Source organism: Nonomuraea sp. NPDC003201, from assembly GCF_053590415.1.
Map to the genome: position 1 here is coordinate 1 of NZ_JBSFTC010000179.1, position 23,027 is coordinate 23,027.

At 71.5% G+C, this 23,027-nt stretch carries 21 protein-coding genes and 1 pseudogene; 10 read left to right on the forward strand and 12 right to left on the reverse strand.

From position 1 onward, the window contains the following. Window positions 1-1,241, forward strand: a pseudogene (locus ACWDX9_RS40370) (hypothetical protein); the annotation flags it as partial. Window positions 1,242-1,278: 37 nt separating this feature from the next. On the opposite strand, the gene ACWDX9_RS40375 reads toward ACWDX9_RS40370, so the two are convergent. The 3 genes from ACWDX9_RS40375 to ACWDX9_RS40385 are packed head-to-tail and all read right to left on the reverse strand — an operon-like array spanning window position 1,279 to window position 4,693. Beyond that, window positions 1,279-3,084 (reverse strand): alpha/beta fold hydrolase, encoded by a 1,806-nt coding sequence (locus ACWDX9_RS40375; protein WP_449964009.1) that lies wholly within the window; start codon window positions 3,082-3,084, stop codon window positions 1,279-1,281. Next, complete coding sequence (locus tag ACWDX9_RS40380; RefSeq protein WP_449964012.1) at window positions 3,081-3,668, reverse strand: TetR/AcrR family transcriptional regulator; 588 nt, start codon at window positions 3,666-3,668, stop codon at window positions 3,081-3,083. The genes ACWDX9_RS40375 and ACWDX9_RS40380 overlap by 4 nt, the downstream gene beginning before the upstream one ends. 35 nt (window positions 3,669-3,703) lie before the next feature. Further along, on the reverse strand, window positions 3,704-4,693 hold the full coding sequence (locus ACWDX9_RS40385; protein ID WP_449964015.1) for an NAD(P)-dependent alcohol dehydrogenase: 990 nt from the start codon (window positions 4,691-4,693) through the stop codon (window positions 3,704-3,706). Between the two features lie 150 nt (window positions 4,694-4,843). Here ACWDX9_RS40385 and ACWDX9_RS40390 point away from each other — a divergent pair, with 150 nt between their 5' ends. Beyond that, window positions 4,844-7,183 (forward strand): LuxR C-terminal-related transcriptional regulator, encoded by a 2,340-nt coding sequence (locus ACWDX9_RS40390; RefSeq protein ID WP_449964018.1) that lies wholly within the window; start codon window positions 4,844-4,846, stop codon window positions 7,181-7,183. On the opposite strand, the gene ACWDX9_RS40395 is transcribed toward ACWDX9_RS40390, so the two are convergent. The 3 genes from ACWDX9_RS40395 to ACWDX9_RS40405 all read right to left on the reverse strand — a co-directional run bounded on the left by ACWDX9_RS40395 (window position 7,111) and on the right by ACWDX9_RS40405 (window position 9,340). Further along, complete coding sequence (locus ACWDX9_RS40395) at window positions 7,111-7,395, reverse strand: protealysin inhibitor emfourin (RefSeq protein ID WP_449964020.1); 285 nt, start codon at window positions 7,393-7,395, stop codon at window positions 7,111-7,113. The two genes, ACWDX9_RS40390 and ACWDX9_RS40395, sit on opposite strands and share 73 nt — an antisense overlap. Window positions 7,396-7,435: 40 nt before the next feature. Next, a complete protein-coding gene (locus ACWDX9_RS40400) occupies window positions 7,436-8,905 on the reverse strand; it encodes a hypothetical protein (protein WP_449964023.1) in 1,470 nt (489 codons plus the stop codon). Between the two features lie 198 nt (window positions 8,906-9,103). Next, window positions 9,104-9,340: a DUF6282 family protein gene (locus ACWDX9_RS40405; protein ID WP_449964026.1), complete on the reverse strand. Its 237-nt coding sequence runs from the start codon at window positions 9,338-9,340 to the stop codon at window positions 9,104-9,106. 162 nt (window positions 9,341-9,502) lie between these two features. On the opposite strand from ACWDX9_RS40405, the gene ACWDX9_RS40410 reads away from it, so the two are divergent. The 4 genes from ACWDX9_RS40410 (at window position 9,503) to ACWDX9_RS40425 (ending at window position 11,888) form a co-directional block, all read left to right on the forward strand. After that, entirely contained in the window at window positions 9,503-9,883 is a 381-nt protein-coding gene (locus ACWDX9_RS40410; protein ID WP_449964029.1) for a peptidase inhibitor family I36 protein, read from the forward strand. A 154-nt stretch (window positions 9,884-10,037) separates the two neighbouring features. Next, on the forward strand, window positions 10,038-11,006 hold the full coding sequence (locus ACWDX9_RS40415) for a TIGR04222 domain-containing membrane protein (RefSeq protein WP_449964031.1): 969 nt from the start codon (window positions 10,038-10,040) through the stop codon (window positions 11,004-11,006). Window positions 11,007-11,217: 211 nt separating this feature from the next. Then, on the forward strand, window positions 11,218-11,505 hold the full coding sequence (locus ACWDX9_RS40420; protein ID WP_363969448.1) for an ArsR/SmtB family transcription factor: 288 nt from the start codon (window positions 11,218-11,220) through the stop codon (window positions 11,503-11,505). Then, window positions 11,502-11,888 carry a VOC family protein gene (locus ACWDX9_RS40425; protein ID WP_449964035.1) on the forward strand — a complete coding sequence of 129 codons (387 nt, stop codon included), beginning with the start codon at window positions 11,502-11,504 and terminating at the stop codon, window positions 11,886-11,888. Before ACWDX9_RS40420 ends, ACWDX9_RS40425 begins: the two co-directional genes overlap by 4 nt. 170 nt (window positions 11,889-12,058) lie before the next feature. Here ACWDX9_RS40425 and ACWDX9_RS40430 read toward each other — a convergent pair whose 3' ends face one another. Then, window positions 12,059-12,913, reverse strand: coding sequence for an NAD(P)H-binding protein (locus ACWDX9_RS40430; RefSeq protein WP_449964037.1), 855 nt, complete (start codon window positions 12,911-12,913; stop codon window positions 12,059-12,061). A gap of 105 nt (window positions 12,914-13,018) precedes the next feature. On the opposite strand from ACWDX9_RS40430, the gene ACWDX9_RS40435 reads away from it, so the two are divergent. Next, entirely contained in the window at window positions 13,019-13,528 is a 510-nt protein-coding gene (locus ACWDX9_RS40435; RefSeq protein ID WP_449964039.1) for a MarR family winged helix-turn-helix transcriptional regulator, read from the forward strand. A gap of 94 nt (window positions 13,529-13,622) precedes the next feature. Further along, complete coding sequence (locus ACWDX9_RS40440) at window positions 13,623-14,339, forward strand: hypothetical protein (protein WP_449964042.1); 717 nt, start codon at window positions 13,623-13,625, stop codon at window positions 14,337-14,339. Between the two features lie 23 nt (window positions 14,340-14,362). Here ACWDX9_RS40440 and ACWDX9_RS40445 read toward each other — a convergent pair whose 3' ends face one another. After that, window positions 14,363-14,965, reverse strand: coding sequence for a nitroreductase family protein (locus ACWDX9_RS40445; protein ID WP_449964044.1), 603 nt, complete (start codon window positions 14,963-14,965; stop codon window positions 14,363-14,365). Between the two features lie 5 nt (window positions 14,966-14,970). Then, window positions 14,971-18,003: a CARDB domain-containing protein gene (locus ACWDX9_RS40450; protein ID WP_449964047.1), complete on the reverse strand. Its 3,033-nt coding sequence runs from the start codon at window positions 18,001-18,003 to the stop codon at window positions 14,971-14,973. Window positions 18,004-18,100: 97 nt separating this feature from the next. Between ACWDX9_RS40450 and ACWDX9_RS40455 the strand changes: the two genes are divergently transcribed. After that, entirely contained in the window at window positions 18,101-18,568 is a 468-nt protein-coding gene (locus ACWDX9_RS40455) for a hypothetical protein (RefSeq protein ID WP_449964050.1), read from the forward strand. 357 nt (window positions 18,569-18,925) lie between these two features. Here the strand turns inward: ACWDX9_RS40455 and ACWDX9_RS40460 are convergent, their stop codons facing one another. The 3 genes from ACWDX9_RS40460 to ACWDX9_RS40470 form a co-directional block, all read right to left on the reverse strand. Beyond that, window positions 18,926-20,056 carry an amidohydrolase family protein gene (locus ACWDX9_RS40460; protein WP_449964053.1) on the reverse strand — a complete coding sequence of 377 codons (1,131 nt, stop codon included), beginning with the start codon at window positions 20,054-20,056 and terminating at the stop codon, window positions 18,926-18,928. Between the two features lie 127 nt (window positions 20,057-20,183). Then, the gene (locus ACWDX9_RS40465) at window positions 20,184-22,166 is read right to left on the reverse strand and encodes a hypothetical protein (protein WP_449964055.1); all 1,983 of its coding nucleotides are present in this window, start codon (window positions 22,164-22,166) and stop codon (window positions 20,184-20,186) included. 126 nt (window positions 22,167-22,292) lie between these two features. Beyond that, a complete protein-coding gene (locus ACWDX9_RS40470; RefSeq protein WP_363969476.1) occupies window positions 22,293-22,472 on the reverse strand; it encodes a hypothetical protein in 180 nt (59 codons plus the stop codon). A gap of 244 nt (window positions 22,473-22,716) precedes the next feature. On the opposite strand from ACWDX9_RS40470, the gene ACWDX9_RS40475 reads away from it, so the two are divergent. Continuing rightward, window positions 22,717-23,027: hypothetical protein (locus ACWDX9_RS40475; protein ID WP_449964059.1), on the forward strand; the 311-nt coding region annotated here is incomplete at its 3' end.

The following is a 23,027-nucleotide window of genomic DNA, read 5'->3' on the forward strand; positions in this document are numbered from 1 at the left end:
GCCTCGCCGACCTGGTCTCCGCCCTGCGCGAGCTGCTGCTCACCGCAGGCCGGCTGGCCGGGGCGGACCCCGACCCGGCGCTGGCCGGCACCGTACGGCGCAACTACCAGCCGGGCGGGAGCCTGAAGGTGTACGGGGTGTTCAGGGAGCCGGTGATCAGCGCCACCGGGTACGGCGGCGTCGTGACGCACGTGGTCGCGGAGGACGGCCGCTGGTATTCGGTGGCCGACGTCAAGCCGGGCGGATCGGCCCGTGCCCGTGGGGCCGCCACCGCGCCCGTCGCCATCGGCCCCGCCATGCTGAACCACTCCCAGCTCTCCCGTGCCGGACTGCTGATCGTCGGCGCCACCGTCTCCCCGGACGGGCGCCTCGGGGCGGGCAAGGGCGTACGAGCCACCCCCGTCTCCGGCATGCCGTGGACGGAGGGGCCGATGGCAGCCCTGTTCGCCCGGCCGCTGGCGGAGGCGGCGGGCGCCCGGCTCTCCGGCCACGCCTGGAGCGAGTCGGACACGGCGGAACAGGCCCGCGAACCGGTCGGCTGCGACCTGGTCATCGTCGGCGCGGCAGGCGACCACGTACTGGCCCGCGCGGTGCTGCCCGACTCCGGGGGTGAGGTGCGGGGCCACGGTCCGCTGATCCGGCTCGTCCCCGCCAGCCACCATCCCGAACTGGCCCACGTCGACAACCTGCGGCGCCTCGCCTCCCGTCCGGGCCTGCTCGTACGGGTGGTGGGCCGGGTGGAGCCGGACCGGGTGGCGACGCTGCTCCCGCTGGCGGTCGGTCCGGTCCCCGGCACCGAGGCGACGCTGCGCCTGCCCCCCGAATGGCAGGGGCACGCCGACCTCGGGTACGACCGGCTCCAGGGAGCCCACCTCCCGCCCCAGGACGCCTGCCCGCCGCCCCCGGCCGGCGACGAGGTGGACCCGGTGGCCGGCGCGCCGCTCTGGCGGGTGCGCAGGCTGGTCGAGCTGGCCGTGTCCGGCGGGAGGCGGGCGGTGGCCGAGTCGGCCCGCAACGGCGAGTCGTACGCCCAGTTGCGCAACGCCGGGTTCCAGGCCGCCGCCGACCTGGTCACGGGGCTGACCGCCGAGGCGGACCGCCGCAGCCGTGACGTGTTCGGGCGGTTGACGGACACGGGGCCGGACCGGTACGCGTGGGCGTGGGTGGCCGCCGCCACCCATCTCGCCGCCACGGAACGGGCCATGATCCACGCCTCCTGGCAGCCCGGGGAGGCCCTCTGACCAACCCGACCGTCACCCGGGTCGAACGTCGCGGCCCCTAAGACGGCACGGCGGGAGAGCTGGGCTCCCGCACCTCCGCCGAGGGGATCCGGATGGCGTGGGCGAGCTCGTCCGGGTGCGTCAGCTGGGGGTGATGGCCGGCGCCGGGGACGACCGTCACCGTGGCCCGGGGGAGCGTGTCCAGCAGCATGCGTCCCTCGGCGGTGAGCGGGTCGTCGGCTCCCACGATGACGTGCACGCTCCCCGCGTACCGCCGCAGCTTGGCCCGGAGGTCCGCACGCCGGTCCTCCCGGCCGACGCCGGCCAGGAGCCGGGCGACGTCGGCGGCGACGCGGCCCCGGCGCAGGTCGGCGACGCTGGACTCCAGCGCCTCCGCGTACGCCACGTCCCCGGTGAGCCGCTCCGCCAGCGCCTCACGGCGTACCCGGCGCAGATACCGGCGGCTCAGGAACGCCGACCGCGCCGCGAGACCGGCGCGCGCCTGGAGGAAGAACGGCGACACGAACGTGAGCCGGTCCACCAGATCGGGACGCACGAGCGCCACCTCCAGGGCGGCCGCCGCCCCCACGGAGTGACCCACCAGGTGACGGGCCCCGGTCTCGTCCACGAGCGCGGTCAGCCAGCGCGGCCAGTCCCCGAGCCGTCCCGCGCTCAGCCCCAGCCCGGGCAGGTCCACGACGCGGGCGTGGCCCAGCGCCGCGGCGACCGGGGCCCAGGTGTCGGCGTTCACCGGCAGGCCCGGCAGGACCACGGTGGGCGCGTCCGGTTCGCCGAGTTCGAAGGTGCGGACGCCGCCGATCACGGTGAACCGCCGCCGGCCTGCGGGGACGGCTCCGAACCGGTGGGCCGCCAGGTGGTCGGCCCAGCGCAGGACGGACGTGGTGACGTCCGGCATGGCGAGGCCGTGCCGGGCGGCGAAGGCGTCCGCCGGACCTGTGGGGTAGCGGTCGTCCGAGAGGAACGTCAGCGTCTCCGGGTCGGCCTTGGTGAGCGCTCGGGGCAGGCGCTTCAGGAGGGACACCGGGATCCGCGTACGCGGCGCCCTGACCTGGTAGTGCTCCGCGACGCGGGCGAGCAGATCGGGCAACGCGGGCGTGTCGTCGTCGAGCACCCAGTACGCGCTCCGCCCGGCGGCCTCGTCAAGCGGGAGCAGGGTCATGAACCGGGCGAGATGGTCGACCGTGACCACCGGCACGAACGTCGTGCCGTCTCCCGGCAGCGCCGCCATGGTGCCCTGCCAGATCTCCTTCACGCTCGACGCGAGGCCCAGCTGCTGGTCCGACTCGCCGGTGACGCTGTCGCCGATCACGCTGGAGGGGTTGACGACGGACCAGGGGACGCCGAGCCGGTCCGCGGTGGCCTGGAGCACGGCGTCCGACTCGACCTTGGACGCCTCGTACGCTCCCAGTGCCTCGTACGTCTCCCGCCGTCGCTCGTCGCTCCAGGGCTCAGGGTGCTGCCCGCCCACCCGGTACCCGGAGACGTGCACGAGGCGGCGCAGCCGGGGCAGCCCCGCCGCGTAGGCGACGACGGCGCGGACGCTGTCGACGTTGGCGCGGCGGGCCTCCTCCGCCGGCATCCCGAACCGGTAGGCGCCGGCGCAGTTGTAGATCTCGGTGACGTCCGCCGCGTCGCCGCGGATCAGCGACGGCGTCCCGAAGTCGACCCGGAGATCGGCCGGGGCCTCGCCGTGCCCGTGCTCCTCCAGCCAGCGGACGAGCCGCCGGTACGACTCGGGGCTCCGCGTGGCCGCGCTCACCCGTACGCCGGCCTGGCCGAGCGCGAGGATCAGCTGGCGGCCGATGAGCCCCGACGCCCCGAACACCAGGGCGTGCCGGCTCATGACAGCGTCTCCCCGGCCAGGAGCGCGGCGATGACGTCGGCGGCGCAGCGCAGCGGCTCCGCCGACCGCCGGGCGCGTGACATGATCATCGCCCCCTCGACCGTGCTGACCACGGCCGTCGCCAGCGTCCGCGCGGCGGCGGCCGGGCGGCCCTGCGCTACGAGGTACTCGGCCACGGGGTCGATCCAGGAGCCGAACGCGTCCGCGCAGGCCTCCCGCAGCCGCTCGCTCTGCGCGCCCATCTCCAGCGTGACCACCGAGACCGGGCAGCCGAGCTGGAAGTCGCTGTCGGTGAGCATCCCGGCCAGCACGTCGATCACGCGGCGGACCACGTCGCCCGGGCTCCCCGGCTCCCCTGCCGACTCGACCACGAGGGCGCGGAAGCGCTCGGCGGCGAGCGCGACGGCCTTCTCCCCGAGCGCCTCCTTCCCTTCGGGGAAGTGGAAGTACAGCGATCCCTTGGGAGCGCGGGCGTGCTCCACCACGGTGTTGAGGCCCGTGCCGCTGTAGCCGCGGGCCTGGATCAGTTCGAGCATCGACTCGACCAGCCGTGCGCTGGTTTGCGCGCCTTTGGTTCCTATCATGCGGAAAATATAGACCGGTCTACCTATTTTTCCAACTATATGGTGATGACGACCTTCCCCCGGGTGTGGCCCTTCTCGAGGTAGCGGACGGCTTCGGGCAGCTCCTTGAGCGGATACGTCCGGTCGATGACCGGCGTGATCTTCCCGGCTTCGGCGAAGTCCCGCAGGAGTTCGAGATCCTCGTTGCTCGTCCGCGACAGTATGGGCGCCAGCCGCTGGCTCACGACCACGGAGAGCGCCATCAGCTTGAGCGGACCGGTGAAGGGCCCCAGCCACAGCCCCTTGACCGGCCCCCCGACGGCCACCAGCACCCCCTTCGGGGCCAGCACGCGCCTGATCTCGGACAGCGAGTGGTTTCCGACCATGTCGATCATCGCGTCGTAGCGCCGCCCGGCCCGGGTGACGTCGTCCCGGGTGTAGTCCACGACGTGGTCGGCGCCGATCGAGCGGACCGTCTCCACGTTCCCGGTGCTGCACACGCCGGTGACCTCGGCCCCGTACGCCTTGGCGAGCTGGACCGCGAACGTGCCCACGCCGCCCCCGGCGCCGTTGACGAGGACCCGCTGCCCGGCCCGGACGCGCGCCTTGTCCCGCAGCGCCTGCAGGGCGCTGAGCGCGGCCACCGGGATGGCGGCGGCCTCCTCGAAGGTCAGGTTGACCGGCTTCTTCAGGAGCATCGCGTCCTGGTGGAAGCAGGCGTACTCGGCGAACGCCGCGCTGCGCGCCTCCGGCTTCGCCCGGCCGCCGAACACCTCGTCCCCCGGCCGGAGCCTGGTGACGTTCCTGCCCACCGCTTCGACGCACCCCGCCAGGTCGGCGCCCATGCCGATGGGCTTGGGCCGTGACAGGCCGCTCATCGAGCGGACCACGTACGGCGTGCCCCTCATGAAGTGGTAGTCGAGCGGGTTGACGGCGGCCGCCTTCACGCTGACCAGGACGTCGTCGTCGCCCACGGCGGGTGGGTCGACATCGCGGAGCTCGAGGACGTCGGGCGGGCCGTACCGGTCGTAGCGGATTGCCTTCATGGTGCCCCCTTGGACGAGTTGCCGGCAGGACGCGCCGCGCGGCCGCGTCGCTGGTCAGCGTAGGCAGCCGCCCCCGAGCGCCGATATCACGGAAATTCGTGATTTAGGGAGCCAATCGATCCGCCGCCGGGAGTAGTGTCCAGATCAACGATGGCCAGACCCCCGCGCCGCTCGGGCAACCTGCCGGCCGAAACGACCAGCTTCATCGGCCGCCGCCACGAGCTGGCAGAAGTCAGGAAGAAGCTCACCGGGGCCCGGCTGGTCAGCCTCGTCGGGCCGGGCGGCGTGGGCAAGACCCGCCTCGCGGTGCGGATGGCGTCCGACCTCGGACGCGGGTTCCCCGGCGGCGCGTGGCTGGTCGAGCTGGCCGAGGTCCGGGATCCGGCGCGGGTCGGCGACACCGTGCTGGCGACCCTGGACCTGCGGGACCAGGCGGCGGCCGATCCCCTGGCCCGGCTGCTGGCCCACCTGCGCGACAAGCGGCTGCTGATCGTGCTGGACAACTGCGAGCACCTGCTCGAAGCGGCCTCCCGGCTCGTGACGGAGATCATGAAAGCCGCGCCGGGCGTGAGCGTGCTGGCCACCAGCCGGGAGCCGCTGTCGGCGCCGGGTGAGCACGTGGTGCCCGTCCCGCCGCTCCAGCTGCCGGTGGCCGGGCCCCTCGCGCGGGTCCGGCAGAACGAGGCGGTCACGCTCTTCGTGGAACGGGCCGTGGCCGGATCGGGCGCCTTCGAGCTGACCGCCGCGAACCAGGCGGCCGTGGCCGATCTGTGTCACCGGCTCGACGGCCTGCCGCTGGCGATCGAGCTGGCGGCCGTCAGGACGCGGGTCCTGTCCGCCGAGCAGATCCTCGACCGGCTGTCCGACCGGTTCGGCCTGCTCACCGGCGGGGTACGGGCCGCGCTGCCCCGCCATCAGACGCTGCGCACCACCATCGACTGGAGCCACGACCTGCTGGCGGCGGGCGAGCAGGCGCTGCTGAGGCGGCTGTCCGTGTTCTCCGGCAGGTTCACCCTGGAAGACGTCGAGTCGGTCTGCGCGTGGGACGACGTGCCGGCGGAGCGGGCGCTGGACCTGCTGTCCTCGCTCGTCGACAAGTCCCTGGTGCTGAAGGAGGACGCCGGCACCCTGGCCTGCTACCGGCTGCACGAGACGATGCGCGAGTACGCCGGGCTCAGGCTGCGCGCGGCCGGCGAGGAGGAGGCCGTCGAACGGCGCTGCTCCGGCTACTACCGGTCGAGGTGCCGCCGGTCATCGGCCGAGGCCCGGGTCCGGCTCGTCGAGTGGCTCGCGTGGATGGACCTGGAGATCGACAACATCCGGTCGGTCCTCAGGCGCTGCCCGGCCCAGGAAGGGGTCGACCTCGTCTACTTCCTCGGCTGGTACTGGATGACGCGGGCCACGAGCGAGGGTGTCCGATGGCTGGACGAGCTGCTCGCCTCCGGCCCCGGCGACCCGGGGGCGCGGGCACGGGGGTACTTCTTGCGCGGCTTCCTGGCCGTGCTGCAGTCCGACCCGGCCGCCGCCCGCCCGGCGCTCGAACGGGCGGTGACGGCCGCCCGGGAGGCGGACCTGCGCAGCCTGCTGTCGCAGTCGCTCTCCCTCGCCGCGATCGCCGCGACCATGGCCGGCGACCACCCCGCCACCAGGCGCCTGTCCGAGGAGGCCCACTCTGTCGCGGCGGCCCTCGACGACCTCCCGGCCACGCTCATGGCGCTGCAGTCGCGAGCGCTGAACGGCCTGGCCGACGGCGACCTCGACGACGCCAGGGCCGCGGCGTCGCAGGGCGTGCGGATCAGCCGGGAGATCGGCGACCTCTACAGCCTCGGCATGATGCTGCTGAACCTCGGCTCGGCCATGCTGATGGCCGGCGCGCTCGACGAGTCGAAGCCGCTGCTCGCGGAGGCCCTGCCGATCGCCCACCGGATCGACGACCGGGTGGCGCAGTACTGCCTGCTCGACGCCCTGGGCTGCCACGCCGCGGCCTCCGGACAGGCGCAGGTCGCGGCGCGGCTGCTCGGAGCGGCGGAGACGGTGCGCACGGGCGCCGGCGCGAGCCTCCAGCCGTACCTGACCCGGCTGGTCGCCCGGGCCGAGGAGTCGGCGACGGCGGCGCTCGGCGAGCCCGGCTTCAGGGCCGAGTACGAGGCCGGCGCACGCCTGAGCCGCGACGCCGCGATCAGGCTGGCGCTCGGCGAGCCCGCTCCCGCCGCCCGGACCGCCCCCGCCGACGCGGGGCCGCTCGGGAAGCGGGAGGCTGAGGTCGCCCGGCTGGTCGCCGACGGGCTGAGCAACAAGCGGATCGCGGCCCGCCTGTTCATCTCCGAGCACACCGTCGACAGCCACGTCCGCAACATCCTGAACAAGCTCGGCGTCAACTCGCGGGCGCAGATCGCGGCCTGGATGGCGGCGTCCGGTCAGGCGGACGGGCGCAGCAGCACGGCCAGCGGGTCGGCCGCCTTCGACGAAGGGTCGTCGGAGACCGTGTAGACCCGTCCCGCGCCGTTGCCGACGGTGATCCGGTAGGTCATCAGGTCGGCGCCCACCTCCCCGGACCAGCCCTCGGCCGTGGCGGCGTCGATGGCGGACAGCGCCTCGTACACCCTGGCGGCCTGAGGCTCGGGGAGGTCGTCGGTGTCGTACTCGCCGACGGGCTCCTCGATGCCGGCGAAGCCGCCGGTTCTCTCGATCTTCACACGCATGTCTGACTCTCTCTGCCGTACCGCACGATACGGCGAGGTGTCACTTGAACGCCTTCTTCAGCGCGCTCAGTTCCGAGGCGAGGATGTCGTCGTCGTGCAGCTGGCCCTTGGTCGTCAGCTTGTCGGCGCCGATCACCTGGAACTCCGGCAGCTGCATGGTGCCGCAGCAGCTCGAACGGTCCTGCACCGCGCGCAGGCTGGCCGACGACGCGTCGGCGGGCTTGACGTTGGTGATGTCCTTCGCGGTCTTGCCGTCGCCGGTGTAGTCGGCGTTCCTGAAGTCCATCTCACCGGAGAGCATCTCGGAGAACGGCGTGGGCGACGTCACCACCTCGCGGAAGGCGAACCGGTTGCGGATGAAGGTCCGGTAGATGTTGGGATCGCCCTGGGCGGCCGAGACCTGCAGCATCTGGTTGACGACGTCCGTGTAGGTGGCCTTGGTCGCGGGCGCCTTCACGATGGCCTTGAACAGCAGCTCGCACAGCTGGTTCGCGACCTCCATGAGGATCAGGGTGGGGCTCTTGAGCGCGCCCTGCCGGGTGCGTTCGAACGCGTAGATGTCGGCGAGCACGTCGTAGATGCCGCCGGTGAACACCTGCGAGATCGCGTGCACCTCGTTGCTGACCTCGCTCAGCTTGAGGTCGTTGTCGGCGTTGCGCAGGCCGAACGGCCGGCCGAGCGCCTGCCCGAACTGCTCGGCCAGGGCCGACAGGAACGACTTGGCGTGCAGGTTGGCCTTGGTGAGCGCGACGAGCGCCTCGGCCTGGTCCGGCTGCGCCAGCGTCAGGAAGACCGCGGTCAGGTCGCCGAACGACTCGTGCAGGCCGCCGGTCTGCGGCGGGTTGTCCGCGGCGAGCCAGCCCGGCTTGAGGCCGTCGAGGATCGCGTGGCCGGTCTCGTGCGCGACGATGTCCAGCGAGCGGCAGGTGAAGACCTGCTGCGTGGTGCCGGTCGGGGTGAAGAAGAGGAACTTCAGCGCCTTGGCCGTCCTGGTGTAGAAGGCGTTGGCCCCGACCGCGGCGTGCGGGAAGACGGTGAGCCGGTCGAGGTTCCCGCCGGTGTTCCAGGCGAACGGGATGGGCGTGCCGCCGTTGTGGCGCTCGTACATCGTCAGCGTCTCCCGGACGACCGCGTACGTGTGCGAGCAGTCGAACTCCGGCGAGTTGGGGACGAAGATGAAGTCGCCGTTGACGCTGCGCGCCACGGGCGTGGTGCCGGGCAGCTGGGTGACGATCCGGGCGTCGGTGGGTCCGTTGAGCACCGGGCTGGGGATGAAGATCGGCCTGACGCCCAGTTCGGCTACGGTGGGGTCCTGCTTGTAGATGAGGATCCGGGGCCCGACGATCGGCGGGACCGGGATGGGGACCGGAGCCGGGGCCGCGCGCTGAACGGGCGCCGGTTCGATGGTGAACGGCGGCTGCAGCAGCAGCTTCGTCGTGTCGGCCACGGCCGTCCCGAGGACCGCGCGGCCCTCAGGGACTCTCTTCTCCCGCACTTCCTGAATGATCATCTGATCTCCACTCCCCGTAACTCGGGCGCGGCGACAATTTGGACGCGCCTATCGAGTCGTGCCCGGGCTTGGATAATCAGGTGCACATGGGAAATAAAAGGTTCGATCGGACATTCTGCTAGGGCCTCCGCAGTGGGGGTGGCACGATCTTCTCGTACGTGGGGAGGCGCGTTCCAGCGCGGCCTGGAAGGCGGCCACCTAGTCCACCCGTCCGGCCTTGAGCGCGCCGAACCCGGGCACCGCCGCCCGCACCACCGCGGCCCGCTCCGTCGTGGGGACGTAGTGCGACTTGAGCACGAACCCGGCCAGCCCCACCTCCGCGAAGCGCCCCGCCAGGGTGAGGCGGTCTATCCGCCTGCGCATCACATCGGGTGCCACGTGGATGTGGATGTCGTAGGCGCCGGCGACGAGCTCACGGGCCCGGGCGAAAGGCACCGCGCTCGACGTCCCGCTATGACGCGGCCGCCACTTCTTGCCGACCGTAGGCCCGGATCTTGTATCCACCAGGGAGACGCGCTGCGTGTCGGATCTGTTACACCCTGTGATGGAGCTGCCCTGGAAGCCCTCCAGGCTGCACCGACACGAGGAGAAACCGTAATGAAGCCGAGCACACGCGGCATGCGCATCGCATCGATTACCGGCACCGTCGCCCTCGCCATCCTGGCTTGCGCCGCCCCCGCCACGGCGGCGGCCCCACCCGTCTCCGGCTCGGCCCGGGCCGGCGACATCTGCCTGTACAGCGGGCGGGACTACACCGGCGCGTCGTGGTGCTGGAACCCCGGGAACGGCTACGTGGACGTTCCCCCGGCCCTGCACGACAACGTGGGCTCCTTCATGGCGCACGCCGACGGATGTTTCATCAACTGGATCCACGTCCCCGACCGCAAGGAGACACGCGTCGTCCGGGACGGCGACTACCGCAGGGTTTACAAGGACGACTTCGGCGGCAAGATCGACGCCGTGGCGCCCCGCTGCTGAACCCCTGAGCCGAGCCGGACACGCGGGCCCCGGGCGCACGCGGCGCGAGAGGGCCCGCGCGCCGGGAAACTAAATGAGCAAAACGAAACCTCTTCCAGGTCCTTACGCGTCTCTCAGATAACCAGCCTCATCGGCTGCACGGAGGGAGGCCGTAATGGACCTTGTCCTGCTGATTCTCTCGGTGGCCCTGGCGGCGATCGCCGTCACCATCGCCTTCGCGATCAAACGCGAGCACGCCGCCACCCGGGCGGCCGCGGCCGGATCCCGCGCTCGCGACCTCGATCATTACGAACTCGCCCATCTGGCGGGCGGATCCGGGAAAGTGGTCGACACGGCCATCACGCTCCTGGCCGAAAGCGGAGAGCTGCGCGTGTCACGGGGGCCGCGCTTCTACACCGTCTCCAAGGGATCCACCACGGACGAGCCTGTCGAGCGGGAGACTCTGGCCGCCGTCGCGGCGAACGACGGCCCGTCAAGGTTCCTGGTGAGCCGGGCCGTGGGCGGCGGCCCGGCCATGAGGGAGCTGGAGCACCGGGTCGCCGAGCTGGGCCTGATCGTGGCCGATGCCCGTCTCGCACGACTCACGCGGCTGGCCCGCGGGCTGCGGGTGATCTCCGTCCTGGCGGTCGCCGGGGTCGTCGCAGGGGCGGTCGCACTCACCGCAGGCCCGGCGCTGTTGCCGCTGGTCACCGTAGTCGTCCTGCTGGCCACCGGCATCGGCGCGGTGGCCGTGCTCGCCGGCGACAGGAAGTTCAGGCGGGGCAGGCTCACGGCCGACGGCGCGGCGGAGCTGGGCCGGGTACGCAAGGCGCACCCCGCGGGCTCGGGAAACGGGCCGGTGTACATCGCGCTGTACGGTCACTGGGCACTGCGCGACACGGACCTGAGCAGGGCACTGGACACCTACATCCCCCGGACCGCGCCTCGACGCAGACCGCGGTCGACGTCCAGCAGCAGCGGCACCTATTCCGGTGGTTGCGGCGGATCGACCCACAGCGGGTCGAGCTGCGGCAGCGGGTCCTCGTCCTCGGGTTGCGGCAGCGGCTCCTCAGGCTGCGGTGGCGGGTCCGGTTGCGGGGGCGGCGGTTGCGGGGGCGGCGGTTGCGGGGGCGGCGGCAGCTGACCTGCCCGACCTACTCAAGGCGATGGTGGGGCGCGTCCTGAGCAGAGGCTTGATCGTTCACCTGCCCGGGACGGGCCGCATCACCACGCATCCGGGCTCGATCACGAGGTTGACCTGCGCAACGGACAGTCACGCGACGCGATGCCGGGCCGTACGCAGCACGGGCATCTCCGCGTTGACAGGCAAGTGACGGCTTGCCTATCATCGCCGCATGGGCGACATCTTCAAGGCCCTGGCCGACCCCACCCGGCGGACCATCCTCGACGAGCTGACCGAACACGACGGCCAGACCCTGTTCGAGATCTGCGTCCGCCTGACGAGCCGACATCAGCTGAGCCTGACCAGGCAGGCCGTGTCCCAGCATCTGGCGGTGCTGGAGGAGGCCGGGCTGATCACCACGCGCAAGCAGGGGCGGTACAAATTCCACCACCTCGACACCACTCCCCTGGCCGCCATCTTCGAACGGTGGCCGATCACCAGGAAAGGACAGACACCGTGAAGATCTACATCACCAGCGTGTTCGTGGACGACCAGCGGAAGGCCCTCGCCTTCTACACCGACGTGCTCGGCTTCATCAAGAAGCATGACATCCCGCTGGGCGGGGCCCAGTGGCTGACGGTCGTCTCGCCGGACGACCCCGAGGGCACGGAGCTGCTGCTGGAACCGGACGGGCACCCCGCAGTCGGGCCCTACAAGAAGGCGCTGGTCGCCGACGGCATTCCGGCCGCCTCGTTCCAGGTCCCGGACGTGCAGGCGGAGTACGAGCGGCTGCGCGGGCTGGGAGTGACGTTCACGCAGGAGCCGTTGGCGGCGGGGTCGGTGACCATGGCGGTCTTCGACGACACCTGCGGGAACCTGATCCAGATCGTGGCCCCGGCCTAGTGGCGCTTTGCCATGATCGGGGCCGCCGGTGCGAGGGGCAGTGGCCGAGGATGATCGCCAGGCACGGATCTCGTGCGGCGACCGCCGAACTGGGCCAAGGGGTCACGGTGACGGCATGACGACCACCGAAGTGGACGTGTCCGCCGAGCCGGCAGGGGGCGAGACGCGGATCAGGGGGTTCTGAACGCGTCGGCGTTGCGTGCGCACCAGGCGGCGAAGGTGCGGGGTTTGCGCTGAAGCAGGCGTTCCACGGTGTCGGTGCGGAAGCCGGCGGTGTCGGCGCGCATGAGGTGGAATCCCTCGATGATGGCCTCGGCCAGCGCCGGAGGGGCCCCGCTGGGGAATCGGGAGGCGACGGCCTCCTCCGCCGTGGTCACCGCCCGGATCGCGATCTCCCGGCCGGCCGCCGCAGCGAGGATCTTGACCTGCTCCGTGATGGTGAACAGCTCCTCACCGGTGAGGACGTACTCCTGGCCTTGGTGGCCGTCAGCGGTCAGGGCCAGGGCCGCGACGGCGGCGATGTCGGCGGGGTCGATCGGCGCGTACCGGCCGGGGCCGACCGGATCGAGGACATAGCCCTCCTCACGGATGGTGGGCAGCCAGTCGAAGGCGTTGGTCATGAAGCCGCCGGGCCGCAGAAAGGTGGCCGGGATGCCGGAGGCCCGGATGGCCTGCTCGCGTTCGTGGTGCCAGCGGCCCATGGCGGGCATGGGGTCGCCGAGCACGTTGAACGAGGACAGGTGCACGATGTGGCGCACCCCGGCGGACCGGGCGGCGGCGACGGCGTGCCGGGTGTGGTCGAGGCCGATACCCGGGGTGAGCAGGAACAGCCGGTCCGCTCCGGCGAAGGCGGGCGGCAGCGTCGCCGGGTCGTTCAGGTCCGCCACGACCCGTTCGACCCGTTCGGGCAAGGTGGCGGCGCGGGCCGGGTCGCGGACCAGGACGCGGAACGGCACGCCGGCCTCGTCCAGCTCGCGGACGAGCTCGCGGCCGACGTTTCCGGTGGCACCGGTGACCAGTATCATGAGAACCCCCAAATCGTGTACCGGTTAATGATCGAGGGGAACGTTAACCGGTACACGATCTGCTGTCAATCGCCCGCGCTCGCGACATCACCGGAGGTCCTCGACGTGCCTGAATTCCTGGACGTGCACAGCAAGACGTCGAAGGCGCTGCGGGCGGCGGCCGAGGCGGCCGTGCGACGCCACGGGCTGCACCTGGGACAAGACCACCTCCTCGCGGTGCTGTGGCAGCAGGACGGCCGCACCCCGGGCGAGGTCGCCGCCGCGCTGAACGTCACCACCCCCAACGTGGTCAAGGCGGCCACCCGGATGACCGCGGCGGGCCTGCTCACCCGACGTCGCGACGACCGGGACAACCGTCTGGTCCGGCTGTGGCTCACCGACGCCGGACGCGCCCTGCAGGCACCCATCGAGAAGGAACGGCGGTTGCTCGAGGAGAAGGTCACCGCCGACCTCACCGAGACCGAACGCGAACATCTCCTCAGCGCACTCAGGAAGATCCACCGATCGGCGAACGCCCTGCTGGAGGCCCCCATCGACCACCACGACCCGGGCCACCACCTGACCCTGGACCAGCGAGGCGACGCACCGGCCGAACCGCTTACGCCTCGGCCGTAAAGGCCAAAGCGGTCACCCTGAGTGGCGGCTTCTGCACATTCGGGAGAACATCGAGGAGTACCTGGAACCCCCCGTCCCGGCGAAGGAGCCTCGCATGCTGGCGAAAGTGGCCGATGGGATCGCTGACCGGTATCAAAGCCTCCAGAGATGGGCGAGCGAGCGGTTCGCCGGCAATCCCCGCGAGGCGGAGATCGCAAAGTACGCGGTCATCGTGGTGTGCGTCGCGGTCGTGGCCCTCGTCTCGGTCACGCTGTTGTGGCTGGCCGTCATGGTGCTGGGCGGCGTGGTCAACGGCGTGGCCCACGGCCTTGCCACCGGCCTGACGTGGGCGCTGGAACGGGTGGCCGACTGGCACCTCACCGAGGTCGTCACCAAGCCGGTCCATGACTACATCACCGCCCACGCCACCGGCCTGCCCTCCGGAGCCGAGGCGATCTGGTCGGCCTGGGCGCTGACCGGGCCGGGCCTGTGGCTGCTCTGCTGGCTGCTGCGGTCCTGGGGAGCTCGCCTGGCCTGGGTCCTGTACGGCGCCGGCACGGTCGCGATGGTCCACAGCGCCAGCCCGGCCAATGGGCAGTTGCTCGCCGCGGGCATCGCCGTTCTGTACTGGGCCGTGCTGTCGGTGTTCGCCTTCCGCGGCGTCGGCCGCCGCCGCCCGACGGTGCAGGTCCACCCGGCCCCCGACGTCAGCACCACGCTGGTGCAGCTGCGCGAGTACCTGAACGAACAGTTCGAGGACGTTCAGGCTCGCATGACCGGCATCGAGGCGGCGGCCAAGGACGAACTCGCCGCCCGGCGGGCAGAGTCATGAACCGTTGACGTGCCGACCCGGATCTAGCGTCGATCGCTCCACGAGCCGCGGTGCACGATCTCCTCCAGCGGCCTCCTGCCGCGCTTCAGCGAGGGCGAGCGCTTGTCCTGCGCCCGGTATCCCACGCTGATCACCCCGATCGGCGTGTACGCCTCGGGCACCCCGAAGGCCTCCTTGAACGCCTTCGTCCGCTCACCCGGCGGGATCCCGAAGAAGCAGGCGCCCAGCCCCTCGTCGACAGCGGTCAGCAGCATCAGCAGCGAGGCGAACCCGGTGTCGATGTCCCAGTACGGCACCGGCCAGCGGGCCTCGTCCCTGTCCTCCCAGCCCTTGTCGCCCTCGGCGTACCGGTCGAGGTAGGCCTGCTTGTGCGACAGGGCAACGATCAGCAGCGGCGCCCGCCGCAGCCCCGTCCCCCACTCGGAGTCGTCGGTGGACGCCTCCCAGAACCGCTCGCGATCGGCCGGATCCTCCAGCACCAGGAACGCCCAGCCCTGGCTGAACCCGGCGGAGGGCGCGTGCAGCGCGTTGCCGAGGATCCGGTCGACCACGGCGGCGGGCACCGCACGGTCCGGGTCGTAGTTCCGGACCATGCGGCGCCGCCGTACCACCTCTTGAAACTCCATAGGAGTCAGTATCGCTCGGCGATCCCCGTGTTGATCTCGACGAGGGCCACCATCGCGTCCGTGACGCCGATGAGGTCGGGGTCGGCGAGGGTGTGCTGCGCGTGCTTGGCGGCCTCGCCGACCGTGTGCAGGCGCAGCCGCTCGATCGTGATCGTGCGGACGGCCGTCGCCGCGTTGATCCGCCTGCTGCCCACGTTGAAGTACGTGGTCAGCAGCTCGGCGCGGAGGTTGCGCGGCGGCAGCAGCGGCAGCGTGAACGCGGCCGCCACCTCGTGCTGGGACAGCCGGCCGTCGGGCGTCGAGCCGTCGATCCCGTCGAAGCGGGTGTCGGTGGCCTGGACCCTGGCCAGCAGCTCAGGCGTCCGCATCGAGGGGAAGGCCAGCCAGATGCCCTGCGGGCGCGGGTCCCTGCTCGGCGCGGTCTCGGTCACGGTGCTGGTGGAGGTCGCCGTGGCCGGGGTGTAGGAGCAGCCCTTGGCGTTGCCGTAGGAGACCTGCGACTGCCCGGTCAGGACGGTCCCGCCCACCACGAGCAGGCTGGAACGGCTGCTGAAGGCCACGGTCGTGGTCGAACCGGCCGCCAGCGTGCCCAGGTTCCAGGTCAGCGTGCCGCCGGCGACCGCGTCAGGCTTGGGGCCCGCGCCCTTGTCGAGGGCCGTGCTGTAGTACACCTCGGGCGGCAGCTTGTAGGTGAGCTTGGCTCCGGTGGCGCTTGCGCCTCCGGTGTTCCTCACCGTCAGCGTGGTCGTCACCGCCTCGGCCGCGCCGGCGGTGGGCGTCGCGCTCGCCGACAGGGTGAGCTTCGGCGCCTTGACCGTGGTCGAGGCCTTGCCGGTGTTGTCGGAAGTGTCCTCCTCCGCGCCGCCTGCCACGTTCTTGCCCACGACGGTGGCGGAGTTGGTGACCGTGGCGGCGTCGTCGGTCGCGCACGGGATCGCATAGGTGAAGGTCTCGCTGCGGCTCGCTCCTGCGGCCAGGTCGGGCAGGTCGCGGGCGACGGCGGTGCCGTCGGGCAGCGTGTCGGTGAGCTTGACGGACTCCGCCCCGCCCTTGCCGACGTTGTCCACCTTGACCGTGTAGGTGAGGGTGTCGCCGGGCTCGGCCGACTCCTTGTCCACGGTCTTGGTGGTGGCCAGGTCGGGCGTGTAGAAGTCCTGGAAACCGGCCTCGATCTTGGCCGCGGTCACGAAGTCGATCTCACGGCCGGACTCCACGCCGGCGCCGGGCTTGGAGACGTCGAGCTTCAGGTGTCCCCAGTCGTCGTAGTCGGTGAGGATCGGGTCGCGACCCTTGTCGTCGCTGCCCGCCAGCGGCGTCGACTGGCACGTGTTGTCGGGCCCCTGGATGATCGCGTCGCTGAACTGGACGTCGTCGCCCATCCTGGCGGAGTCGATCGTGTTGTTGGTGCCCGCCAGGACGCACACGTCGTCCTCGGAGTTGATGTCGGCCGCGATCGTGGGCGGGTCCTCCGTCCCGTTCACGTTCCAGTCCAGCCAGTCGACGGCCGGGTCGACCGGGCCGTACTGCTCCGGCTTGCTGGGGATCTTCCAGCGGGCGTAGTCGTCGCCGGGGCCGATGGCCTTGCTCTCGTCGAGGTGATCGCGGTCGAGCCGGGGCATCCTGCCCCGGCTGTAGTCCAGGCGGCGGGGCGCCGGGTCCAGGCCTGTCGGGATGCCGGCCGGCTCGTAGGCGTAGTTCATGATGCTGAGGTAGTTGGGCTTGTAGTTGGTCCGGGTGTCGCCGCCGTGGGCGAGCCCGAGCGCGTGTCCCAGCTCGTGCATCAGCGTGCCGGCCTGGTCGCGGGCCGTACCGGAGAAGACGACGTCCGGACCGCTGCCTGGCTTCATCAGCTGGACGTCGTCGGAACCCTTCTTGACCTTGCTGTTGCAGACGTGGTCGGGGCCGACGCCGATCTGGCTGCCCTTGAGGAAGTCGTCTCCCACCACGGTGGAGTCCAGCTTGCCGTTCGGGCCCCCGTCGACGCACCACGTTCGCCACTCGCCGAGCGTGACGATGAAGTCGCGGTTGCCGCGGCTGGGGTCGCAGCAGCGGCCGGAGACCATGCTGCCGGCGGTGAGGTCGTGGGCGAAGATCGTGTAGTGCGCGTACGGCGCCAGCTCCCTGGGCAGGTCGGCCGTCCTGGCGTTGGCGAAGGCGGTGTCCTTCTCCGTCATCACGGCCTGTTCCGGAATGCCCGTGCCGACGATGGGGATGAAGTCCACCCCGTCGTCCAGCGGGACGCCGCCGTAGGGGCAGGGCTGGGTGGCCGTGGCCGGGCCGTCCTCGAAGGCGCGCCTGAGCTCCTGGAGCGCGGCGTCCTTGGGCCGGTGGGTGTGCTGGGAGTCGCCGGTCATCCAGTCGATCCACACGATGACCGTCTTGCGGCAGGGGTTGGCGCCCAGCTGCTTCAGGTCGAACCTCATCGAGCCGTCGGGGTTGCGGATGCCGAAGCGCTCGATGACGTCGGGGATGCCGTCGCCGTCGATGTCGGGCAGCGGGCCGCTGGTCCGCTCGATCCTGAAGCCGATGCCCGCCCGCTTGCCGTCGTGCGCGTTGGGGAAGTTGGGGTCGCCGTCGCCCTCCACGTAGGTCTGGCCCGGCGTGAGCAGGTCGCCGGGGTCGGTCCAGGTGTCGGTGCCGATGTCGTACTGGAGCTCGAGGTCGTCGTCCTGGTTCTGCGGGCTGATGTCCAGCTTGTCGTCGCCGCCGTTGAGGCCGCCGTCCTCGTCCCAGAGGCGGATGAGGATCGGCACCTTGGTGGTGTCGTCCGGGACCTGTACGTCCTGGGTGAAGATCCACGGCGGGTCGAACGCGCTGGGATCGAAGTCGTCGTCCTCCACCGCGCTCCTGCGCTGCAGGTCACCGTTCCCGATGCGGATCTCGGGGAAGTAGTTGCCCGTGCCGTTGTCGGGGCTCTCGATCTGGTGGATCTTGTTGATCGTGAGCCGGAGCGTGACACCCGTACTGGCCTGGGCGGCGGGCGTGCTGACCACCACCAGGCTGAGCGCGATCAGGGATAACACTGTGAGTAAGCGCATGCTGCCAGGATGAAGTGACCTCGCGGGCCGCACATGAGTAAGGTCTACTCAGAACCTTGGGCGCTTCGCGGTCGTCATACCAACCATGATGAAGCTCATGATCGCTGTGGCCGCCACCCTGACGCTCGCCGCCACCCCCGCCCTCGCCCAGACCAAGCCGGTTGTCGGTCCGAACGGTTTCGGCGGGCTGAAGCTCGGCATGTCGCTCAAGCAGGCCAAAGCGGCCGGGATCACCAAGAAGATCGACGGCGGCACCGACGGCTGCTCGGGCTGGGACCTGAAGAAGTACCCGACCGGCAAGGACAACGTCGGCCTGTACATCTCGCCGAAGCTGGGTGTGGCCGCCTTCTTCCCGCCCAAGACCGCCAAGACTCCCGAAGGCGTGGCGGTCGGGACGGCCAAGTCGCAGCTGAAGAAGGTCTACCCGCACCTCAAGCAGGACACGCACGGCTTCTGGGTGACCACGGTGCCGGGCAACACGAAGGCCTACTACTCCTTCACCGTCCTGCACGGCAAGGTCACGGAGTTCGGCATGGCCCTGAAGAAGCAGGACTGCTTCAACTGAGCGGCTCTTCCGCACGATAACCGCACACAGCGCCGAGATCGGACACCCGGCAGGGCGGCGGTGCGGTCGTGGACGACCCGGGCGAGGGCGGCGCCGGTGGCCGACCGTGAAGGCGTGGCCGGAGCGGGGCGGTGAAGAAGCCCCCGCCCGGCTGCGGCGGTAGCCGACCGCACCCCGGCCCGCACGCCCTCCTCCGGCGTTGTTGACCAGCACGGAGATCGGACCTCGGAGCCGGCCGGCCACCGCGGTGTCAACTCCGATCGTGGAAGCCTGCGAATGGCTCGTCACCGGGATCGTCGGCGCGGCCCGCCACCTCGGCGCGCTCATCCACGGCGGGCCCGGCCGACCTCGGACGTCTCATCGGCCCGGGGCGCGGCGCCCCATCCGGTAGACGGCCAGCGGGCGCCGCAGCGCGGTGATGTCGGAGAGCGGGTCGCCCGCCACGGCCAGCAGGTCGGCGTCGTACCCGGGTGCGATCCTGCCCTTGCGCTCCCCCACCCGGCAGACGCGGGCCGCGCCCGATGTGATCGCCCGCAGCACGTCCAGGGGCGCGTACCCGTGCTCGACCAGCATCTCCGCCCCGTACGGCAGCACTCCGTGGGGCTTGGGCGGCCCGATGCCCGCGTCCGTCCCGATGACGAAGTCCACCCCGGCCGCCTGAACGGCCCGCAGCGCCTCCACCATGCCCGCCATCCGCTGCTGGATGCGCGGCGGCAGCGGCGCCGGGCCGGGCGCCACCCCCGCCGTGAGGGACACCACGACGTCGGCGGCGGCCAGCCGGGCGATCATCGCGTGGTCCACCGCGTAGGAGTCCTCGGTGAAGAACGAGCAGTGCTCGATCGAGTCGAACCCGGCGTCCAGGACGTGCGCGATCCCCTCCGCGCAGTGGACGTGCCCGGTGATCGGCAGGCCGTGCGCGTGTGCCTCGTCGGCCGCCGCCCTCAGCTCGGCGAGGCCGTACTGGAGCAGGTGGGAGTGCGTGCCGGGCGCCATCTCGCCGCCCGTCACCATCATCTTGATCACGTGGACGCCGCGCGCCGCCCGTTCCCGTACGGCCTCGCGCACCCCGTGCTCGCCCGCCGCCTCACCGCCCAGGAACCAGCAGTGCCCCCTGGGAGTGGTGATCGGCGGCCCGGCGGAGAGGATCTCCGGCCCGTCGAGCCCGAGGTCGAGCCCGAGCGCCAGGTAGTCCCGGTCCCCCAGGTCGCGTACGGTCGTCACCCCGGCCGCGAGGTGCTGCCGCGCGGCCTGCCGCATCCGGTCGGCGAGCCCCGGCGGTTCCAGCATTGCCACGACGTCGCGGCTCGCGTCGAAGGCCAGGTGGACGTGGCAGTCGATGAGTCCGGGCAGCAGCGTGGCCTCGCCCAGGTCGACCGTGGCCGGCGCCTCGGTGGTGATGCCGGTGATGCGGCCGTCCTCGACGATCACCACCTGGTCGTGGCGCATTTCCTGGCCGTCGAAGAGACGGCGGGCGCGTAGGGCGAGCATGGCCCCACCGTCGCGCCCTCGCGCCGCGATCGCCTGAGTATGCCCTACTCAACTTCGCCCGCGCCCCCGGCTCGCGGAGCTCGGCCGCCGCTCCCTTCCCCCGGCCGGCGGCGGGCGTTGACGTGGGCTACTGGCGGGAGAGTACGCGGGTGAGGCCCGCCAGGATGGTCGTCGTGAGGATCCACCCCGCGGCGATCAGCCCGGCGGCGAGCCATTGTTGCAGGTCGCGCGGGCCGAAGGCGCTCTCCTGTCCGAAGGTGATGATCGGGAGGAGCAGGTCCAGGGTGTAGAGGAAGGCGTCGAAGGGGGGTGCCTCGACGGGTTTGAAGGCCGGTGGATGGTGGACGGCGAAAGCGACCGTGCCTATGAGGAGAAGGGCGGCGAGCCAGAGCGCGGCGCGGAACGGGCGGTAGCCGTACCCGACGGTCCAGTCCTGCAGGTAACCCCAGAGCCGCGCCCCGAGCCGCTGCCCCGTCCGGCGGCGGCGCTGTTTGGCCAGCAGCACGTCCCGAGCAGCCTCGTCATGACCATGCCGGCGGTAGACGGCGGCCAGCTGCTCGTACGGTTGCGGCTGGTAGGCCTCCTTGGCCAGCCAGTCAAGGCGCTCCTGGACGGGTAGGGGCGTCTCCAGGCTGTCGTAGGTGAAGCCGTTCATCAGGAGTTGGGCGGGCCACCGGTCAGGAACGTCGTCGAGCAGGCCGACCCGGGTGTGGCGAAGGTCGACGGTGCGCAGCAGCAGGGTCTCCGGCCCGATCTTCAGCGCGGCCGCTTCGACGCCACGCAGGTGAAGGTCGCCGTCGAGGGTGGTCTCGGCGAAGCACAGCGTGGCGGCGATCCGGGAGTTCCTGATCGAGAGGGCTCCGGTGGCGGTGAAGCCCTCGCAGCAGTCGACGCCACCGCCCGCGGTCACTTCCCACAGTGACAGAGCGCGCCCGCCGGGATTGCTGAGGGTGGCGCCGTGAAACTCCAAGGTGCCCTCGACCTTGGCGGTGATGAGCACGATCTCGCCTTCGGCGCTGAAGCCCTCGCTGCAGCTGAGCCTGCCGGTGACCGCCAGCCGCCGCAGTGAGAGCGCCGTCGCGCCCGGGTTGGAGATCCTCCCGCCGTCGACGTTGAGCGATCCGCGGACCTGCGTCGAGTCCAGGAAGACCGCTCCGGTCGCCACGAAGCCGGGGGTGGCCCGCAGTCCGCCGCCGAGCTCCATCAGCGGTGCGTTCAGCGCGCGTCCGCCCGGATTGGCCAGAGTCGCGTGGCTGAAGGAGAGCTGCCCGGCCACCTGGGCCGCACGCAGCAGGACTTCGCCTTCGGCGGCGAAGCCCTCATTGAAGAGCAGCCTGCCCTCGACGGTGAGCCGCTCCGCGTTCAGGGCGATGCCGCCGGGGTTGGACAGCCGGGCTCCGCCGAACTCGCATCGGCGTCCCACCCGGGCATCCTGCACGCTCAGCTCGCCGTACGAGAGAAAGCCGTGCCGGCCCGACAATCCGCCGTCGACGACGATCCCCTCGGCGGTGAGGCCGCGGCCGCCCGGCCGCCCGACCCGCGTGCCGTCGAGCGTCAGCGTCCCGCCGATCCTGGCGCCCGCGAGGCGCATCTCACCGTCGATGACGGCGTTCGCGCACAGAAGATCCCGGTTGACGGTCAGGCCGTCGGCGTGGACGGCCGGATCCGCGTGGATCGCCGTGTCGCTGAGATCCATCGTCCCGGACACGTGCGCTCCACCGAGCTCGATCGGGCCGTCCATCAGGCACCCTTCCAGGCGCAGGCCCCCACCGATCACGGCATCCGCGGCCCGCAGGCCGGGTAACCGGGAAGCCGCGAGGTCGACCAGGCCGGTGCGGGCTCCGGTGAGGACGGGCGCCTCCTCGAACTCGCAGCCGGTCAGGATCAGAGGATGCTGCACCTCGGCGTCGGACAGGTCCAGCCGGCCGGTGATCCGGGCTCCGGACAGCCGCAGGCCGGGTGTCTGTCCCGGCAGGCGTTCCTGGGCGCCGAGCAGCAGCTTCGTGATGACCGCGGCCCGGACGGGGGCGCCGGGAAGATCTACCGGACGGGCTACGGGAAACGCCTCCCAGAGGACGAGTTCCGGCTCGGACAGATCATCGATGACCACAGGGCACTCCCGGAACGTCGCACGCGTCGGTAAGGAGATGCTCCAAGGTCATCACCGACTTCGCAACAGCGAAGACCTCTGCCGAGCCGGTCACTCTGCCCCGGCTGATCCGGTGCCGGGGGCGGGTCACCAGCTGCCGGTGGCTCCGCCTCCGCCGCCGCTGCCGCCGCCGAAACCGCCGAAGCCGCCATCGCTGTCGGCCGCGGCGGGTCCCGCGATCGCGAGCATGGCGCAGGCGGCCAGCGCCACCGCGCCCACGACGATGCGCCGCAGTCGCCGGATGCCGGTCTTGCCGTTGTCGTTCATCGGTCCTCCTCGGTCGTGTGGGTTCCGGCGCCCATTGTGGGCAAGATCGGCCCTCGGGTGAACGGCCGCGGACCCGTAATTCCGGCGCCTCAGTGGTTTCACGTATCCCGCGGGCGACGGGGGCGGGCGGCTCACGGCGTTCACCGGATGCCGCGGCGGCCGGGTGCCGTCTCATCCTGCTGACAGCCAACGGCCAGGGGCCCGCCGAAGCGCGTGGTCCCCGCGAGCAGCGAGGATGCCACCTTTGTCACACATCGCCGCGACGCCGGCACAACGTACAGACACGGAACCGGCACGGTGCTGGTGGGCCGGGGCGCTCACGCTCGCCGAGCGGCTGGCGCTCACCACCCGGCCCGCTCCCCGCGAGAGCGACCTGGCCGAGCGGCGGCTCGCGCGCTGGCGGGCCGCGCACCGCATGGACGAGGGCGGCCGGTTCGAGGCCAGGCTCGCCGACCTCGGCATCGACGCCGACGTGCTGCTCGACACCACGCCTGAGGACGTCTGCGACTGGGACAAGATGATCGCCGCGCTGGAGGACGCCGAGCTGTGGTGGGA

What these genes read in the sequence shown, in the direction of transcription:
- ACWDX9_RS40375 (WP_449964009.1), bottom strand. Translation starts at nt 3,084, where the DNA reads ATGAGCCGGCACGCCCTGGTGTTCGGGGCGTCGGGGCTCATCGGCCGC.
- ACWDX9_RS40380 (WP_449964012.1), bottom strand. Translation starts at nt 3,668, where the DNA reads ATGATAGGAACCAAAGGCGCGCAAACCAGCGCACGGCTGGTCGAGTCG.
- ACWDX9_RS40385 (WP_449964015.1), bottom strand. Translation starts at nt 4,693, where the DNA reads ATGAAGGCAATCCGCTACGACCGGTACGGCCCGCCCGACGTCCTCGAG.
- ACWDX9_RS40390 (WP_449964018.1), top strand. Translation starts at nt 4,844, where the DNA reads ATGGCCAGACCCCCGCGCCGCTCGGGCAACCTGCCGGCCGAAACGACC.
- ACWDX9_RS40395 (WP_449964020.1), bottom strand. Translation starts at nt 7,395, where the DNA reads ATGCGTGTGAAGATCGAGAGAACCGGCGGCTTCGCCGGCATCGAGGAG.
- ACWDX9_RS40400 (WP_449964023.1), bottom strand. Translation starts at nt 8,905, where the DNA reads ATGATCATTCAGGAAGTGCGGGAGAAGAGAGTCCCTGAGGGCCGCGCG.
- ACWDX9_RS40410 (WP_449964029.1), top strand. Translation starts at nt 9,503, where the DNA reads ATGAAGCCGAGCACACGCGGCATGCGCATCGCATCGATTACCGGCACC.
- ACWDX9_RS40415 (WP_449964031.1), top strand. Translation starts at nt 10,038, where the DNA reads ATGGACCTTGTCCTGCTGATTCTCTCGGTGGCCCTGGCGGCGATCGCC.
- ACWDX9_RS40420 (WP_363969448.1), top strand. Translation starts at nt 11,218, where the DNA reads ATGGGCGACATCTTCAAGGCCCTGGCCGACCCCACCCGGCGGACCATC.
- ACWDX9_RS40430 (WP_449964037.1), bottom strand. Translation starts at nt 12,913, where the DNA reads ATGATACTGGTCACCGGTGCCACCGGAAACGTCGGCCGCGAGCTCGTC.
- ACWDX9_RS40440 (WP_449964042.1), top strand. Translation starts at nt 13,623, where the DNA reads ATGCTGGCGAAAGTGGCCGATGGGATCGCTGACCGGTATCAAAGCCTC.
- ACWDX9_RS40445 (WP_449964044.1), bottom strand. Translation starts at nt 14,965, where the DNA reads ATGGAGTTTCAAGAGGTGGTACGGCGGCGCCGCATGGTCCGGAACTAC.
- ACWDX9_RS40450 (WP_449964047.1), bottom strand. Translation starts at nt 18,003, where the DNA reads ATGCGCTTACTCACAGTGTTATCCCTGATCGCGCTCAGCCTGGTGGTG.
- ACWDX9_RS40455 (WP_449964050.1), top strand. Translation starts at nt 18,101, where the DNA reads ATGATCGCTGTGGCCGCCACCCTGACGCTCGCCGCCACCCCCGCCCTC.
- ACWDX9_RS40460 (WP_449964053.1), bottom strand. Translation starts at nt 20,056, where the DNA reads ATGCTCGCCCTACGCGCCCGCCGTCTCTTCGACGGCCAGGAAATGCGC.
- ACWDX9_RS40470 (WP_363969476.1), bottom strand. Translation starts at nt 22,472, where the DNA reads ATGAACGACAACGGCAAGACCGGCATCCGGCGACTGCGGCGCATCGTC.